Annotated in this window: 13 protein-coding genes; 3 read left to right on the forward strand and 10 right to left on the reverse strand. The window is 67.9% G+C overall.

Annotated elements, in window-relative coordinates:
• Positions 1 to 3 precede the first annotated feature (3 nt).
• The 5 genes from rnc to JIM95_RS02165 form a co-directional block, all read right to left on the reverse strand.
• Positions 4 to 804 carry a ribonuclease III gene (gene rnc, locus JIM95_RS02145; protein ID WP_248231659.1) on the reverse strand — a complete coding sequence of 267 codons (801 nt, stop codon included), beginning with the start codon at positions 802 to 804 and terminating at the stop codon, positions 4 to 6.
• Positions 801 to 1,337 carry a YceD family protein gene (locus JIM95_RS02150; protein ID WP_200256999.1) on the reverse strand — a complete coding sequence of 179 codons (537 nt, stop codon included), beginning with the start codon at positions 1,335 to 1,337 and terminating at the stop codon, positions 801 to 803. Before JIM95_RS02150 ends, rnc begins: the two co-directional genes overlap by 4 nt.
• A 72-nt stretch (positions 1,338 to 1,409) precedes the next feature.
• Positions 1,410 to 2,183 (reverse strand): SPFH domain-containing protein, encoded by a 774-nt coding sequence (locus tag JIM95_RS02155; RefSeq protein WP_200256997.1) that lies wholly within the window; start codon positions 2,181 to 2,183, stop codon positions 1,410 to 1,412.
• 173 nt (positions 2,184 to 2,356) lie between these two features.
• Entirely contained in the window at positions 2,357 to 3,700 is a 1,344-nt protein-coding gene (gdhA, locus tag JIM95_RS02160) for an NADP-specific glutamate dehydrogenase (protein ID WP_200256995.1), read from the reverse strand.
• Between the two features lie 173 nt (positions 3,701 to 3,873).
• Positions 3,874 to 4,938, reverse strand: a complete 1,065-nt coding sequence (locus tag JIM95_RS02165; RefSeq protein ID WP_200256993.1) for an esterase/lipase family protein — start codon at positions 4,936 to 4,938, stop codon at positions 3,874 to 3,876.
• 60 nt (positions 4,939 to 4,998) lie between these two features.
• Between JIM95_RS02165 and JIM95_RS02170 the strand changes: the two genes are divergently transcribed.
• Entirely contained in the window at positions 4,999 to 6,171 is a 1,173-nt protein-coding gene (locus tag JIM95_RS02170; protein ID WP_248112713.1) for a glycerate kinase, read from the forward strand.
• On the opposite strand, the gene JIM95_RS02175 is transcribed toward JIM95_RS02170, so the two are convergent.
• Positions 6,141 to 6,539: a hypothetical protein gene (locus JIM95_RS02175; protein ID WP_200256989.1), complete on the reverse strand. Its 399-nt coding sequence runs from the start codon at positions 6,537 to 6,539 to the stop codon at positions 6,141 to 6,143. The genes JIM95_RS02170 and JIM95_RS02175 overlap by 31 nt on opposite strands.
• A 31-nt stretch (positions 6,540 to 6,570) precedes the next feature.
• Here JIM95_RS02175 and JIM95_RS02180 point away from each other — a divergent pair, with 31 nt between their 5' ends.
• A complete protein-coding gene (locus JIM95_RS02180) occupies positions 6,571 to 7,950 on the forward strand; it encodes a DUF4921 family protein (protein ID WP_200256987.1) in 1,380 nt (459 codons plus the stop codon).
• Between the two features lie 287 nt (positions 7,951 to 8,237).
• The gene (locus JIM95_RS02185; protein WP_200256985.1) at positions 8,238 to 9,536 is read left to right on the forward strand and encodes an amidohydrolase; all 1,299 of its coding nucleotides are present in this window, start codon (positions 8,238 to 8,240) and stop codon (positions 9,534 to 9,536) included.
• 126 nt (positions 9,537 to 9,662) lie between these two features.
• Here the strand turns inward: JIM95_RS02185 and glgP are convergent, their stop codons facing one another.
• The 4 genes from glgP to JIM95_RS02205 form a co-directional block, all read right to left on the reverse strand.
• A complete protein-coding gene (gene glgP, locus JIM95_RS02190) occupies positions 9,663 to 12,239 on the reverse strand; it encodes an alpha-glucan family phosphorylase (RefSeq protein WP_198738225.1) in 2,577 nt (858 codons plus the stop codon).
• A 153-nt stretch (positions 12,240 to 12,392) separates the two neighbouring features.
• Positions 12,393 to 13,817 (reverse strand): pyruvate kinase, encoded by a 1,425-nt coding sequence (gene pyk, locus JIM95_RS02195; RefSeq protein WP_198738226.1) that lies wholly within the window; start codon positions 13,815 to 13,817, stop codon positions 12,393 to 12,395.
• 230 nt (positions 13,818 to 14,047) lie between these two features.
• Positions 14,048 to 15,052: a prolipoprotein diacylglyceryl transferase gene (lgt, locus tag JIM95_RS02200; protein WP_200256984.1), complete on the reverse strand. Its 1,005-nt coding sequence runs from the start codon at positions 15,050 to 15,052 to the stop codon at positions 14,048 to 14,050.
• Between the two features lie 174 nt (positions 15,053 to 15,226).
• A complete protein-coding gene (locus JIM95_RS02205) occupies positions 15,227 to 16,393 on the reverse strand; it encodes a hypothetical protein (RefSeq protein WP_200256983.1) in 1,167 nt (388 codons plus the stop codon).
• Between the last annotated feature and the right edge of the window lie 15 nt (positions 16,394 to 16,408).

The following is a 16,408-nucleotide window of genomic DNA, read 5'->3' on the forward strand; positions in this document are numbered from 1 at the left end:
TGCTCAGGAATGCTTCCGTCCGGACGCCGCCTCCCGGGCGACGGTCTCGGGCGAATCGGGCCCGAAGTCGAGCTCGTCGCGCAGCCGCGCGTACGCGATCGCCGCGGCGTCCTGCTCGGCGGTCTTCTTGCTCGACCCGTGTCCGGCACCGAGATCCCTGCCGGCCACGGTGATCCGCGCGGTGAACTGGCGGTCGTGGTCCGGGCCCTCGGAGGTGACGGAGTACTCCGCCATGGGCAGCTTCCGCTCCGCGAGGCGTTCCTGCAGGGAGGTCTTCCAGTCGTTGTGCATGCCCGTGGCGGCGGCCGTCTCGATGAGGTGGGAGAACAGCCGGAGCACCACGGAGCGGGCGACCTCGAACCCGTGCTCGAGGTAGATCGCGCCCAGCAGTGCCTCGGTCGTGTCGGCGAGGATCGAGTCCTTGTCGTCGCCACCGCTGGCCCGTTCCCCCTTGCCGAGGAGGATGAACCGACCGAGGCCGATGTCGCGGGCGACCTCGGCGAGTCCGTACCGGCTCACAATGGAGGCGCGCATCTTCGAGATGTCACTCTCCGAACGCGTCGGGTGCAGCTGGTAGAGCCTCGCCGCGACGGAGAGTCCCAGGACCGAGTCACCGAGGAACTCGAGGCGCTCATTGTTGGGCAGGTGCCCATTCTCGTTGGCGAAGGACCTGTGCGTCAGCGCGAGCCGCAGCAGCTCCTCCGGGAGGTCGACGCCGAAGCTCGCCAGCAGAGGCGCGTGGTCGACGGCGGCGAAGGATCTCTGGAGCGCCTCCACACCGGTGAGCCGTTTTCTGGGGGTCACAGGAACTTCTCCAACCCGGCCCAGCGGGGATCCGGGAGGGTCTTCTCGTCCCTCCCCGACACTCCGTCGGGTTCCGGGGTGCGCTCGGAGTCGCATTCGCCGATGCCGAAGTAGTCGCAGGTCGGTGAGAAGGGCAGGTTCAGTCCGACGACATCGGTGAGCGCCTGCTGGATGTCGAGTTCCGTTCCCTCGATGCGCGGCGGATTCTCCTCCGCGTCATCGTCCGCTGAATCGCCCCTGACGAAGTTGTCGGAGGCCGCGAACACCTCGTTCACGTGGAAGAAGTGCTCGACGTCCAGGGGGCGGAGGCACCGGGCGCATTCGCCGGTGAGTGGTGCGGTGACCGTGGCGTCGACGAGGACGGCGTCACCGAGGGGTGAGAGGAAGGCGTCGACGGTGACGTCGGCGCCTTCGGCGATGGCGACCAGAGGTAGCCCGATCCGCAACGGACTCGGGCCGGTCTGGGTGCACTGTGTCGGGGTGGCCGAGGAGCGCAGCAGTGCTGCGACATCAAATACAAATGGTGAGTTCATGACGTCCCACAGCCTACCCTCTGGGCGGACAACCGCCCAGATCGCCGGAACCCGCGGGCCACCGGGCCGGAGCTACTCCTCGTAGCCGCGGGCGGAGTAGCGGGTGCCGCGTTCGGGGCGCTCGGGCCGGTCCCGGTGCTCGGGACGCTCACCGCGGCCGGCGGCACCGGCTCCGCGGCGCAGCGCGGCGCGGTCCTTGGACACGCTCCGCAGCGTCGCGGACAGTGATTCCTCGAACTCGGCGAGCTTCGTGTCGACGAAGGCGTCGCATTCTCCGCGCAGCCGGTTGGAGTCGGCGTGGGCGGAGTCGACGATCCGGTGGGCCTCCTCGTTCGCCCTGCGGACGACCTCGGACTCGCTGACCAGCCGGTGCTGCTCCGCGAGTCCCTCGTCGACGCTGCGCTGGTAGGTCTCGTTGCCCTTGGCCACGAGACGTTCCGCCTCGGCGTTGGCGCGGTCGACCGTCGCCTCAGCTTCACGCCGCGCATCAGTCACGAGACGCTCGGCCTCCTCCTCCGCGCGGGCGACGAGGAGGTTGGCGTGGTTCTCCGCGTCGGCGACCATGGCGTCGGCGTCCGTGCGTGCCGTGGACACGAGTGCGGAGGCCTCGTTCTCCGCCTCGGTGACCAGGTACTCCGCCTGTTCCTCGGCACCGCGGATGAGGTCATCCCGCTTGTCCAGGACGTCCTGGGCGTCGTCGACCTCCTGCGGCAGGGCCTCGCGGAGGTCATCGAGGAGCCGGAGCATCTCCGTCCGGGGCACGAGGCAGTTCGAGGACATCGGCACGCCGTAGGCCTGCTCCACGGTGGCGTTGAGCTCGTCAAGGGATTCAAATACGCGGTACATGCCACATACGGTACCCAACAATCGACGCCGGGGAGTGAGGACACAGTACGGTTCCTGCAGCCCGCCCACCCACGGACGTGAAACGACCCCGTTCCCGGATCCCCGCCATGACTGGCGGGCCGGTGAACGGGGTCGTCGCGGTGATCACGGGCGTGATCCCGACGGGGTCCGGACTAGATGACGCCCTGGGCGATCATCGCGTCGGCGACCTTCTTGAAGCCGGCGATGTTGGCGCCGATGACGTAGTCACCCTCGTGGCCGTACTCGCGGGCGGTCTCGTCGCAGAGACGGAAGATGTTGCTCATGATCTCGTGCAGACGCTTGTCGGTGTACTCGAAGGTCCAGGAGTCGCGGCAGGCGTTCTGCTGCATCTCCAGAGCGGAGGTGGCGACACCACCGGCGTTGGCCGCCTTGCCGGGGCCGAAGTGCACGCCGCGCTCGCGGTAGACCTCGACGGCGTCCGCGGTGGAGGGCATGTTGGCACCCTCGGCGACGAACTTGCAGCCGTTGTCGGCGAGCTTGGCGGCGTGCTCGCCGTCCAGCTCGTTCTGGGTGGCGCAGGGCAGGGCCACGTCGCACGGGAGATCCCAGATGGAACCGTCGGTGTGCAGGGTCGCTCCCTCGACCTCGTCGACGTACGCGGAGATGCGCTCGCGGCGGACCTCCTTGACGTCCTTCAGCTTGGCGACATCGACACCGTTGGGGGTCTCGACCCAGCCGGAGGAGTCGGAGAACGCGATGACGGTCGCGCCGAGCTCCTGGGCCTTCTCGATGGCGTAGATGGCGACGTTTCCGGAACCGGAGACGATGACCTTCTTGCCCTCGAAGGACTCACCGTGGGCGGCGAGCATCTCCTTGGTGAAGTACACCAGACCGTAGCCGGTGGCCTCGGTACGGACGAGGGAGCCGCCCCAGGTCAGGCCCTTGCCGGTGAGGACACCGGACTCGTGCTGGTTGGCGAGGCGACGGTACTGACCGAAGAGGTAGCCGATCTCGCGGCCGCCGACCCCGATGTCACCGGCGGGGACGTCGCGGTACTCGCCGATGTGGCGGTGCAGCTCAGTCATGAAGGACTGGCAGAAGCGCATGATCTCGGCGTCGGACTTGCCCTTGGGATCGAAGTCGGAGCCGCCCTTGCCGCCACCGATGGGGAGACCGGTGAGGGAGTTCTTGAAGATCTGCTCGAAGCCGAGGAACTTGATGATGCCGACGTTGACCGACGGGTGGAACCGCAGGCCGCCCTTGTACGGGCCGAGCGCCGAGTTGAACTGGACGCGGAAACCGCGGTTGACGCGAACCTTGCCCTGGTCATCGGTCCACGGCACACGGAAGATGAGCTGACGCTCGGGCTCGCAGAGACGCTCGATGAGGCCCTCCGCCGCGTAGTGCGGATCCTTCTCCAGGATGATCTTCAGGGAGTCGAGGACCTCTGCGACGGCCTGATGGAACTCAGCCTCACCGGGGTTTCGGTTGAGCACCGTGTTGTAGTACTGGGAAACCTGTTCGTCAACGTTCATGTGGCTATATTCCTTGTCTCCGCGACCCGGTTACGACAGGGGACGGACTGCGCCGTCCCGAGACCGGTGCCCCGTTTCGCCGTGCGGCGGGACGGGGATGTCCGGGACCCCGTGGGTCGCGGTGTTGCGACGGGGTTTACTCCAGTCTTGACCGGCAATACCTGTCGCGCAACTCAAAATTGTGTGTCATAGATCACACCATCTCGATTATGTGGCATACCCTGCAGTTTTCCGAGATTCGACTCCACCGCGATGGGCAGGATCGTCGCCCCGAGAGGCACCGGAACGCAGGAAACCTCCCCCTCCCCACCCCCGGCCTGCCAATCGACCAACAGGTATTTGACGAGGGCCACCACGGTGGGGTTGTAGGGCATGAACATGTGCCCGCCGAGGTTCGCCGGACAGAGATCCTGCAGCACGATGCTCCGGGTCCGGTCGCCCCGTATCGCCTGCAGGTCATCGCGCCACATCATCTCGTCGAAACGGGTGGACACGGTCACGTACGCGGGCCCCGGAACCGTCTCCCCCGCCGCATTGAGCTCCGTCAGGAACGTCGACCCGACGAGCAGGTCCTGCAGCGCCGGGGACAGCACCGCGTCCCGGAACGGGCGCGGGATCAGGTGGAGCACGTGGGCCAGTCCGTCCGGCCCGCCTCCCCTGGTGGGGGACGCCAGGCCGATCCAGGTGGCGGTCCGTTCCCCGCCGTCGATGACGTTCGTCCAGTACCGCGCCACGGTCGCCCCCTGGGAGAAACCGATCAGGGAGACCTGCCGCGCGCCGGAGGAACGGAGCGCCGCGGTGACCGTGGCATCCAGCTCGGCCGCCGATTCGGTGATCGGGCGCCACCCGAACCCGTCGTCACGTCCGGGACCGAGTCCGTAGTCCATCCCGTAGACGCACCAACCTTCATCGGCCAGTTCGGCACCGAGAAGTGAGTAGTCGGCGTAGAGCGTTGAATCCGTGCCGTGGACGAGCACCACCGCCTGCTCCCGCCCCGGGGAGACCCGGCACCCGGGATCGTTGACCCCCTCCGGGACCAGGGGCGGGTACCCGAGTGTCCGTTCCACGATCCGGGCCGCGGCCAGATCCGTGTTCCGGGGTCCGGGTATCCCGTTGCCCCCCACCGGGGAGTCGGGCACCCCGGCCGCCCCGACTCCCCCACCCGTTAGACTGACCACACCGGCGAGCAGTAGCGCGGCGACCATCCGTGAACCGGATGCGATCCAGCTGAATTCCATGACCCCACAGTAGCGTCCGTGATGCCGGACCGGACAGACCCGAACAGGTGGAGAGCCCCCGTGACCGAAGCGAACGCACCAGCCGGCACCGACCCGGGACCGACCGTCGTCCTGGCCCCAGACTCCTTCAAGGGAACCGCGACCGGTGCCCAGGCCGCGGAGTGGATCGCCGCCGGGTTCACCGGGGTCTGCCCCGACGCGGAGATCGTCCTCGTGCCGATGGCCGACGGCGGTGAGGGTACGGCATCCTGCTTCAGTGGCGAGGTGTGCACGCTTCCGACGGTCACCGCCGCCGGACGCCTCACGGAGGCCTCCTACGTCTTCGACGCCACCGGCGGAGGGACCGGGGTCCCGCAGGCCTACATCGACGTCGCGGCAGCCTCCGGGCTCCCCGCGGTCGCGGACACCCCGGTGCCCGGCACCGGCGACACCTTCGGGACGGGCGTGCTCATAGCGGACGCGGTCTCCCGCGGTGCGGTGCACATCGTCCTGGGGCTCGGTGGATCCGCGACCGTGGACGGCGGGACGGGGATCCTCATCGCTCTGGGCGCGCAGCCACTAGACGCCTCGGGGCGGGCACTGCCCCAGGGGGGTGAGCACCTCGCGGAGCTGGCGGACATCGACACGGCCCAGCTGAATGTGCGGGCCGCCGCCGTCGAGTGGACCCTCCTCGCCGACGTGACCGCACCGGTCACCGGCCCAGAGGGAGCCGCCGCGGTGTTCGGTCCGCAGAAGGGCGCGGACGCCGAACTGATCGGGCGGCTCGACGCCGGACTCCACCACTTCTGTGACTTCGCGGGCATCGACCCGGGGACCCCCGGCTACGGTGCCGCCGGAGGGGTCCCCGTGGGTCTGCACTGGTTGAGTTCCGCCGTCACCGGCGGCGAACCGCGCGTGCGGCTCCGCCCGGGAGCGCGGACCGTCGCCGACGCCGTGGGACTACCCGGCTTCGCCGCCGACGCCGATCTCGTCGTCACCGGCGAGGGGCGGGTCGACGGGCAGAGCTTCACCGGCAAGGTCGTGGGCACGGTCCTCGACATCGCGGGCCGGACCGGGACCCCGGCCGCGGTCGTCGCCGGAGCGATCCGTACCGACCTGCCCGAGGGAGTGATCGGCATCGAACTCGGCCCGCGGGACGGCGTCGAGGATCCACACCGGACCGAGACCCGGTTGCGGGAGGCGGGTCGCCAGCTGGCGGAACGTTACCTGGCGACCCGGACCGACCAGGGGTAGGTGGCGGGACGCTCGTACAGCGCCTCCTGTTCCAGCAGCACGCGGTCCCGCGGCAGAACGGCGGGCGGAGTCAGAATCCGGGACAGGGTCATCGCCAGCTGATTCACGGATCCGCGGACCCCGTTCAGCTGGATCCGGTAGCGGCAGACCGAGGCATCGGCCATGTCGAGGTCCGCATGTTCCACACGGTAGATCCTCCGGAGCTCCGCCTCCAGATCCGGCCCCACACGCGGGGAAGGGTCGAAGACGACGCTCGCGGCCTCGATCTCACCGGCCTCGACGAGCTCGTCGGTCGCGCGACTGAAGCGCTCGGACAGACCTTCGACATCCGTATCGGGAACCAGGCAGTCAAAAACTATCGTGGGCATGCCGCCACACTAGCGAATATCCTGGAGAATTATGAGCCCCTATTTTCCCACCCGACAGACGCCGCTCACGACAATGGCGGACGGCACGATCAAGCAGGTCAACCCGTTCACCGGCACGGAGGTGTGGACGGTCCCAGGGCGCGGAAACCGACCCCTGTCAGTTCCCGCGGCAGGCACAACACCCCTCTCGGAGATCGACACCGACCACCACTGCGCGTTCTGCCCCGGCAACCTGCTGCTGACTCCCCCGGAAAAGGCACGCATGGTGCGTACCGGGGGTACACACGCGGACCACACCGCCGGTGACGGCGATGGGTGGGAGATCGTCACCGGACTGCTCCCACACCAGCTGCACGACACCACCGCGGAGTTCCGCCGGGTTCCCAATCTCTTCGAGATCGTGTCCTACGACTACTGGCGGGCGAACTACGGATTCATCATGGACTCCGCGACCTCCGCCCGCATGGCCGCCTACATCGCGGACGCCGAAGGGCGGGAGCACGTGCGCCGGACCGTCGAGACCAGGCTCCGCGCATCCGGGACGCTCGGCGCCGACGAGGTCGCCGACCTGACCGAATCCGATCTCCTGGAACGTGCGGGCGGGTTCTTCGCCGGCGGGCACGACATCATCATCGCCCGCAACCACTTTGCGCCGGGGGCCACGGACACGGGCCAGCTCGCGTCCTCGGGCACGCTCACCCCGGACGAGCACGCCGCCCTCATCCGGTTCACGATCGCCGCGGCCGCCGACCTCTACAACCGCAACCGCTACACGCCTTACGTGGCCGTGTTCCAGAACTGGCTCAAGCCGGCGGGTGCCTCCTTCGACCATCTGCACAAGCAGCTCGTCGCCATCGACGAGCGTGGCGTGCAGGCGGACACGGAGATCGCGCAGCTGCGCGCCAACCCGAACATGTACAACGAGCTGGCGGTGGACTACGCCGCCTACCACAACCTCACCATCGCGGAGAACGACCACGCGATCTGCTTCGCCGGTATCGGACACCGCTATCCGACCCTGGAGATCTACTCGAAGTCCGCCACTCCGGAGCCCTGGCTGCAGTCCGAGGAGGAGGTCCGCGCGATGAGTGACCTCATCCACGCGTGCCACGCCGCCGCGGGCCCCGACGTCCCGTGCAACGAGGAGTGGCACCACAAGCCCATCGACCTGGACATGCCGATGCCGTGGCGTGTCGTCATCAAGTGGAGGGTGTCCACCCTCGCGGGCTTCGAGGGTGGCACGAAGATCTACCTCAACACCATCTCCCCCCAGTCGATCAGGGACCGGATGGTGGCGGCGATGTACCGCCTGCGTGACGATGGCGCCATCGCCCCGGACCTGAGGATCGCCACCGAGTGCCGCCTGGAACGCAACAGCCTCCGGTACAACCCGTTCCTCAGCGGGCACTGATCCGGCTCCACGTCCCCCGGAGCAGGACGGGAGTTCACCGACCATTCACGCCGCGATCCTTGCGGAGACACCCGTTCGGGTGCTGAATCTCCACGCCCGGCGCCCCTTCTTCCGGTATATCTGGAGTATTGGGTGCCGTCGTGTATGCGGCACGGTACCCGGAGTGGCACGGACGGGTTTCCGGACCGGCGCGGGGTACGCGATCCCCGCCGGGACGGGTTCCCCACCCGTCCACTGATACGGATAAACAAACCGATACCGACAGATTTTCGATAGGAGCACTCCACATGGCGGAGAACACGGAGACAGACTTCCCCACCACCACCGCGGCCCCGACCACGGTGGCGGCGCTCCTCGAGGCCCACGGCAGTGACCTGTCCTGGCAGCGCGACTTCTACCGTGAGATGCACGCACATCCCGAACTCTCCGGGCACGAGAAGGAGACCGCCGGCCGAATCGCGGCCCAGCTGACCCGCTTCGACGCGGAGGTGACCACCCACATCGGCGGCTACGGCATCGTCGCCGTCTTCACGAACGGTGAGGGGCCGTGCGTGCTCATGCGCGCGGATTTCGACGGACTGCCCGTCAAGGAGGAGACGGGTGTCGAGTTCGCCTCGACGGACATCCACACGCAGGACAACGGCTACGTCAGCCCGGTGATGCACGCGTGCGGGCACGACATGCACACCACCGCTCTGCTGGGTGCCTGCCAGATCCTCGACGAGCACCGTGACGCGTGGCGCGGCACCTTCATCGCCCTGTTCCAGCCCGCGGAGGAGAACTCCGACGGTGCGATCGCCATGGTCAACGACGGGCTCATGGACATCATCCCCCGTCCCCAGGTCTGCCTGGGGCAGCACATAGTCCCGGGGCCCGCCGGAACCGTGATGTCGATGCCCGGTGCGGCCCTGGCAGCCTGCGACACCATCACGGTGACGATCCACGGGCGCAGTGCCCACGGTTCCATGCCCCACAACTCGATCGACCCGACCTTCATCGCGGCGATGGTCGTGGTGCGGCTCCAGGGCATCGTCGGCAGGGAGGTCTCCCCGGAGGATTTCGCCGTGATCACCGTGGGCACGCTGAGTTCCGGGCACTCGAACAACACGATTCCGGACACCGCGACCCTGGTGCTCAACTGCCGCTTCTACGACAACGACGTCAAGCACCGAGTCTACCGGGCCATCGAACGGGTGGTGCGCGCGGAGTGCGCGGCGAGTGGCTGCGAGCGGGACCCGGAGTTCGTCTACTCGGCGCACGGGGACCTCACCGACAACGATCCGGCGGTGTTCCGGCGGGTCCGGGCGACCTTCGACGCGGTGTTCGGTGAGGATTCCGTCGACGCCCGGCGGTGGACGGCATCAGAGGACTTCTGCGACATCCCGAACGCGTTCGAGGTCCCCTACCTGTTCTGGACGGTCGGGGTCACCCCCCGCGAGCAGTGGGCCGCGGCTGAGGCGGCGGGCCGGATCAGCCGGGACATCCCGACGAACCACTCCGGCACGTTCCTGCCCGACTACGCCCCCTCTGTCGACGCCTCGACCCGGGCGGCAGCGGCGGCTGTGCTGAGTTACCTGGGCCGCTGACCCGTACCGCGGGCCCGACCGGCGAACGACAACGGCGCCCCACGACCTGTTCCGGATTCACCGGAGGAAAGGTCGTGGGGCGCCGTCCGCGTGCGGCGGGTCACTCCTGCCGCACGGCGGAGCCGATCAGGGGTGGTAGGTGATGAGACCGAGTTCCGCGGGGCTGACGAGCAACGGGTGGGAGGGGATCACCCGGGCGGTGAAACCGATGTCTCCGGGACGGTCGCTGGGCAGGGTGACGGTGTAGCCGTCATCCGCGCGGGCCATGTCGAACACCTCGGGGGACTCGAGGGTGCCGACCGGTGTGCGGAGGCCCTTGACCAGTTGCACGGTCACATCATCCGGGTTCAGTCCACCCAGGTCTGCGGAGACGGTGAACGTCATCGGCTCACCGGCGAGGAGCCGGCAGTCCGACTGGGTGGAAACGCCGTTGACCCTGAGGTCGTGCAGCTGGACGGCGTTCCAGTTCCCGCGGACCCGCTCCATCCAGTCGACGAACGCCGAAGCGTCGCCGTCGTTCTCCATGATGAGCCGCGCGGAGGTGTCGGCCGGGCGGTAGTACCCCTCCGTGTAGTCGCGGACCATGCGGAAGGAGGTGACCATCGGGGACAGGGTGGTCAGCGAACGGCGCACCATCTCGAGCCAGCGGCGCGGGATGCCCTCGTCGTCGCGGTCGTAGAACAGCGGCGCGATCTCGTACTCGAGCAGGTCGTAGAGGGCCTGGGCCTCCAGATTGTCCCGGTGGTCGAGGTCCTGGGTGTGCACCGTCGGGATCGTCCAGCCGTAGCCCTCCTGCGGCATCTCGTCCCACCAGCCGTCGGAGACCGACAGGGTGAGGCAGCCGTTCATGACGGCCTTCATGCCCGATGTTCCGGAGGCCTCCTGCGGGCGGACCGGGTTATTCAGCCAGATGTCCGCGCCGGAGATCAGGTAGCCGGCTAGTCCGATGTCGTAGTCGGGCAGGAAGATGAACTTGTCCCGCAGGCCGGCGTCATCGGCGAACTGGATGACCTGCTGCATGAGTTGCTTGCCGCCCTCGTCGTGCGGGTGCGCCTTTCCGGCGATCACGAACTGGACGGGCCGCTCCGGGTTGGTCAGGATCCGGCGCAGCCGCTCCGGGTTGCGGAGCATCAGGGTGAGCCGCTTGTAGGTGGACACGCGACGTGCGAAGCCGACGGTGAGCACCTCGGGGTCGAGGACGTTGCGGGTCCAGTACAGCTGGGCCTCCTGCTGCCCACGGATCAGGCACGAGGAGTGGACCGCTTCCCTCGCCACGGCTACGAGGTCGTGGCGCAGACCGTTGCGTGCCGCCCACAGCTCATCGTCGCTCACGGCGTCCGGGTGGTCCCAGACGTCGGTGGAGGTGAGGTCGGCGTCGCCGGAGATCTTCGCGATGATCTCGGCCATCTCGGGCTTCACCCACGTCGGGAGATGGACGCCGTTTGTCACGGATCCGATCGGGACCTCGTCGCCGTGCCAGCCCGGGTAGAGGGAGGCGAACATGCCTCGGGAGACCTCACCGTGCAGCTTCGCCACGCCGTTCGCGTGCTGCGACAGGCGCAGACCGAGGTGCGCCATGTTGAACATTCCCGGGGTGGCCTCCGCGCCGAGCTCCAGCGCGCGACCGATCGGGACACCCGGGCACAGGTGACGGGAGGGATCCTGTCCCTCACCGAGGTAGCGGCGCACGAGATCGACGGAGAAACGGTCGATTCCGGCCGGGACAGGGGTGTGGGTGGTGAAGATGTTGGCGGCACGGACCTGGGCGAGGGCGGCGTCGAAGGACTGCCCCTCCTCCATGCGCTCCCGGATCCGCTCGAGACCGAGGAAACCGGCGTGTCCCTCGTTGAGGTGCGCGACACGGGGACGGGAGAGGCCACGGACGGCACAGAATGCGTTGACGGCGCGCACGCCGCCGACGCCGAGGACGAGCTCCTGCTTGATCCGGTGCTCACTGTCGCCGCCGTAGAGGCGGTCGGTGACCTCCTGCATGCCGGGCGGGTTGTCGTCGATGTTCGTGTCCAGCAGCAGCAGCGGGATCCGTCCCACGTGGGCGATCCACAGGGCGATGACGATGTCGCGCCCGTCGGGGTAGGCGACGGTCACCTTGATCTGCTCACCGTCGGCGTCAGTGACGCGCTCGATGGGCAGGTCCTCGGGGTTGTGGTACTCGTACCGTTCCTGCTGCCAGCCGTCCGCGGACAGCGACTGGGTGAAGTACCCGAAGGAATACAGCAGACCGACACCGATCAGCGGGACGCCGAGGTCGGAGGCGGACTTCATGTGGTCGCCCGCGAGAACGCCGAGTCCGCCCGAGTAGATGGGCAGCGAGGGGTGGATGCCGAATTCCATGGAGAAGTACGCCGCCACGGGGTCCGTGGAGGTCGCGGCCGCCTCGGCCGAGTGGGTCTTCTGGTACCAGAAGTTGCCGCCCAGGTAGTCGTCGAGATCCTCGACCTCAGCCTTCATCCGGTCGATGAAGTCCTTGTCGGCGGCAAGTTCCTGCAGCCGGGAATTGCTCACCCGGTGCAGCATCATCTTGGGGTTCTCCCCCAGTTCCTCCCAGAGGAGAGGATCGATGGACTCGAAGAGCTCGCGGGTGGAATCCCGCCAGGACCAGCGCAGATTCAGTGCGAGACGACGCAGGGGCAGCAGCGCCGTCGGGGTGTTGTGGGATATATGGACGTTTCCTGAAGAAATCACTCGTTCAACCTTACGTTAGCGTTCGTGTTTCCATGGGTGACCGGGGGGCGAGGGTGTACCCGGTGTGCTTTTCCACCCCTTGTGACGACGAGAACCCGGCTCGCGGTCTGCGGGCCGGGTTCTCGTTGTTGAGCAGGGATGGCTTTCGGTCGGTCAGGATCCGGAGGAGGTGTTCTCGCCGAGCAGGTGCACCTGGATCATGTTGGTGTTGCCGCGGATTCCGGGCGGGGTACCCGCGACGACGACCATCATGTCGTCGCGCTTGTACTCGGGCATCGCCAGGAGAGCCTTGTCGACCTCCCGCATCATGCCGTCGGTGTCCTCGACCTGCGGGCAGAGGAAGGTCTCGGCACCCCAGGTCAGCGCGAGCTGCGAGCGGACAGCCGGATCCGGGGTGAACACCAGCAGCGGCAGCTGCGAATGGAGCCGGGCGACCCGCTTCGCGGTGTCACCGGAGGAGGTGAACGCCACGAGGGCCTTCGCGTTGAGGCGCTCGGCGATGTCGCGGGCGGAGTAGCTGATCACGCCACGCTTGGTGCGCGGAATGTGGCTGAGCGGCGGGACGCTGCCCGCGGACTCCGCGGTCCGCACGATCCGGGCCATGGTGCGCACGGTGTTCTGCGGGTCGCGGCCGACGGAGGTCTCTCCGGAGAGCATGACGGCGTCCGCGCCGTCGAGGACGGCGTTGGCGACGTCGGAGGCTTCCGCGCGGGTCGGTCGGGAGTTCTCGATCATGGAGTCGAGCATCTGGGTGGCCACGATGACCGGCTTGGCGTTCTCGCGGGCGATCTGGATGGCGCGCTTCTGCATGAGCGGCACCTCCTCCAGCGGCACCTCGACGCCGAGGTCACCGCGGGCGACCATGATGGCGTCGAAGGCGAGGATGATCGATTCGAGCGCGTCGATGGCCTCCGGCTTCTCGAGCTTGGCGATGACCGGGACGCGGCGTCCGACCTCGTCCATCACCTCGTGCACGAGCTCGATGTCGGCCGGGGAACGGACGAAGGAGAGCGCGATGAAGTCGACGCCGAGTTTCAGCGCGAACTTGAGGTCCGCGATGTCCTTCTCGGAGAGCGCGGGGACGGAGATGTCCATGCCGGGCAGCGAGACGCCCTTGTTGTTGGACACCTCACCGCCCTCGATGACCTCGCAGACGACGTCGTTGCCGTCGACCTCGACGCACACGAGACCGACCTTGCCGTCGTCCACCAGGAGCCGGTCGCCGGGCTGGGCGTCCTTGGCCAGGTTCTTGTAGGTGGTGGACACGCGGTCGTGGGTGCCGACCACGTCGTCGACCGTGATGCGCACGGTTTCGCCGGTGGCCCACATCTGCGGACCGTCGGCGAAGCGGCCGAGACGGATCTTCGGCCCCTGCAGGTCGGCGAGGATACCGATGGCGCGCCCGGAGGCGTCGGTCGCTTCGCGTACCCACCTGTAGTTCTGTTCATGGTCTGGGTAGTCACCGTGCGAGAAGTTGAGGCGGGCGACATTCATGCCCGCGTCAACCAGGGATTCGATCCCTTCTTTGCTCGCAACGGCAGGTCCGAGGGTGCATACAATCTTGGTTCGTCTATCCACGTCCCCGACTGTAGTCCCCCGGCTCCGGAAACGCCGCCGGTCGAGGCCGGTCGGCCACCTCCGTCGCACGTCACGGGCTGTCTGTGAAGCCCGACACAGTCCTCCCGGAACCCGCACGAAACTCCCACAACCAGGCACAAACAGACACGTTCGGGCGCAAACAGTCAGGGGTGGCGGTCCGTCACGCGGTGTTCGCGATACTGCTCACACCGCTCGGCCGAGTCGAGAATTCACCGTCCCGTCGCTGGTCCGTCAGCTTCCGGCCCGGGTCCCGACACACGGGAGCCACCGCGACGGTCGCCTGTGACCGTATCTCCCGTACCGGAGACGGGGTCGACTCCCGCGGAGTCGGTCCCCTCCGTGCGGGAGCCGTCCCCCCGCGGATCGACGACCTCCGGCTCCTCCCTCTTCCCCCGGATCAGGAGCAGGAACAGGACTCCCCCGATGAACAGCAGTGTCGACGTCACCGTGTTCACCCGGAACCCGAGGATGTGGTTCGCCGGGTCAGAGCGCATGAGCTCGACCCAGAACCGTCCCGCCGCGTAGGCCGCGACGTAGAGGGCGAAGACCCGGCCGTGTCCCATCCGGAAGCGTCGGTCGGCCCAGAGCAGCAGCACGACCACCCCGAGGTTCCACAGCAGTTCGTACAGGAACGTCGGGTGCACCACCGTGAGAACCTCCCCCGTGGAGTGCCCGGTGAGCGGCGCGGCGGCACCGGTCTCGTCGACCCTCCGGTAGATCTTGAGCCCCCACGGCACGTCGGTGGGGCGACCGTAGAGTTCCTGGTTGAACCAGTTGCCGAGCCTGCCGATGGCCTGGGCGAGGATGATGCCCGGGGCCGCCGCGTCGGCCAGCGGGGCGAAGGGCAGACCTCTGCGCCACATCATGATCCAGACGCCGAGCGCGCCGAGGGTGACCGCCCCCATGATGCCGAGGCCCCCGTTGGTCACCATGAAAACCTGGAGCGGGTCGCAGTCGGAGCAGAAGTACGAGTCATAGTCGGTGATGACGTGGTAGAGCCTGCCTCCGATGATCCCGAGGATGACGGAGATGACCGCGGCGTCCATGACGATCTCGGGGTTGCCGCCCCTCGCCGCGTAGCGGGCGCGCGTGAGAAAGATGGCGGCGATGATACCGGCGACGATGCACAGCGCGTAGGCCCTGATCGGGAGGAATCCGAGGTGCCAGACACCCTGGGGTGGTGAGGGGATGGAGGCGAGAAGTGTGGTGGTCACGAGATGGGAACCTGTCTGCCGGTGCGGTAGCGGTGGCGACGGGGCACCCCCGGGGTGGGCGGTGTCCCGTCGAACTGACCAGACCAGTGTGCCCCATCACGGCCCGACCACCCAAGAAGGGAGGGGCACACCGTCACCGATGTGCCCCTCCGACTCCCGGCCGAAACGATCGGACTACTGTTCCGTGGACTCCTGCCCGGCGTACCCGGGATCCTGGATCTCCGGTGCCTGCTCCGGAATCTGGGGAGCGACCTCCGCGATATCCGGATCCTGACCCTCCGGTGCTTCCGCGGAAGCGTCCCCGGTGGTCTCGGCCTCAGGGTTCTCCGGTGCCCGGTCGCCGTTCGCCGCCGCCTGCTGGGCGACGAGTTCCTCCACCGTCGCGTTGTTCGGCGGCGGCACCATGCGCACCGCGCGGGTCGAGGCCGTGCCCGACTCGAGCGCGGCGCTGATGAGGGCGTAGAAGCTGTCCTCGGTGGGGTTCTCGGCCATCGCCGCCGCGGCGTCCGCCGCCGCGCGGTAGGTCTCGGCGAGCTTCGGACGGTGCCAGACCAGCGGATCGAGCGCGCGGCGTTCCGCGTCCGTCACGTCCTCCGGGATCTTCCACTCCTCGAAGCCGTCCGCGATCCCACCGATCGCGTCGGCGATCACGCGGTAGTCGTCGGAACTGATGTCGGGGAGTTCCGTGCCCGGGAGCGGCGGGTTCTCCAGCGGCAGAATCTCGATGACCCGACCGAACTCCTCGTTGTCCCGGAGGCTCTCACCCTGGGTGAGATTCATGAAGTCGATGTAGGCCGTCACGACCTTGTCCTCGGGCACGTCCACGTCGGCGGCGAAGGCACCGCACACGGGCGCGGCGTCGAACTGCTCACGCTGTTCGCCCTCGAGCCCCTCCGTGAAGGAGAAGAAGCTCTCGACGCCCTCGGCCCCACCCTCGATCGTCAGCTGCGGGATTTCGGCATCGGAGGTCAGCTGTTCCTGGATGGTCATGTCCGGAGTGGTGTCCACGGCGGCGTCGATGAGCCGCTTCGCGGTGGCGTACTGCCCTTCGACGTCACCTTCGGCGTCATCCTCGATGGCCCGCAGCTTGTCCTGCGCGGAGACGAGGTACTCGTGTGTGCCCACCAGCAGGCGCCCGTTGCCCGCGTCGGTCTGGGCCGCGGCGAGGCTGTAGAAGGCGTTGCACAGCGCACCGATGACGGTGTCGTCCTTCTGCTCTCCGGAGTCTGAACCGGAGCAACCGGTCAGGACGAGGGCCGCCGCCGAGAGCGTGGCGACGGAGGTACGGAGCACCGTGGCGCGCCTACGGGGAGATCTGGGGTGTTCGGGTGAGTTTGTCATGGGCTCCAGTGTGAC

Origin of the sequence: Corynebacterium antarcticum (assembly GCF_016595285.2) — a bacterium.
GTDB lineage: Bacteria > Actinomycetota > Actinomycetes > Mycobacteriales > Mycobacteriaceae > Corynebacterium > Corynebacterium antarcticum.

Excerpts from the sequence above, each read along its gene's own strand:
- JIM95_RS02150 (WP_200256999.1), bottom strand. The coding sequence starts at position 1,337 with ATGAACTCACCATTTGTATTTGATGTCGCAGCACTGCTGCGCTCCTCG.
- JIM95_RS02155 (WP_200256997.1), bottom strand. The coding sequence starts at position 2,183 with ATGTACCGCGTATTTGAATCCCTTGACGAGCTCAACGCCACCGTGGAG.
- gdhA (WP_200256995.1), bottom strand. The coding sequence starts at position 3,700 with ATGAACGTTGACGAACAGGTTTCCCAGTACTACAACACGGTGCTCAAC.
- JIM95_RS02165 (WP_200256993.1), bottom strand. The coding sequence starts at position 4,938 with ATGGAATTCAGCTGGATCGCATCCGGTTCACGGATGGTCGCCGCGCTA.
- JIM95_RS02175 (WP_200256989.1), bottom strand. The coding sequence starts at position 6,539 with ATGCCCACGATAGTTTTTGACTGCCTGGTTCCCGATACGGATGTCGAA.
- JIM95_RS02180 (WP_200256987.1), top strand. The coding sequence starts at position 6,571 with ATGAGCCCCTATTTTCCCACCCGACAGACGCCGCTCACGACAATGGCG.
- JIM95_RS02185 (WP_200256985.1), top strand. The coding sequence starts at position 8,238 with ATGGCGGAGAACACGGAGACAGACTTCCCCACCACCACCGCGGCCCCG.
- JIM95_RS02205 (WP_200256983.1), bottom strand. The coding sequence starts at position 16,393 with ATGACAAACTCACCCGAACACCCCAGATCTCCCCGTAGGCGCGCCACG.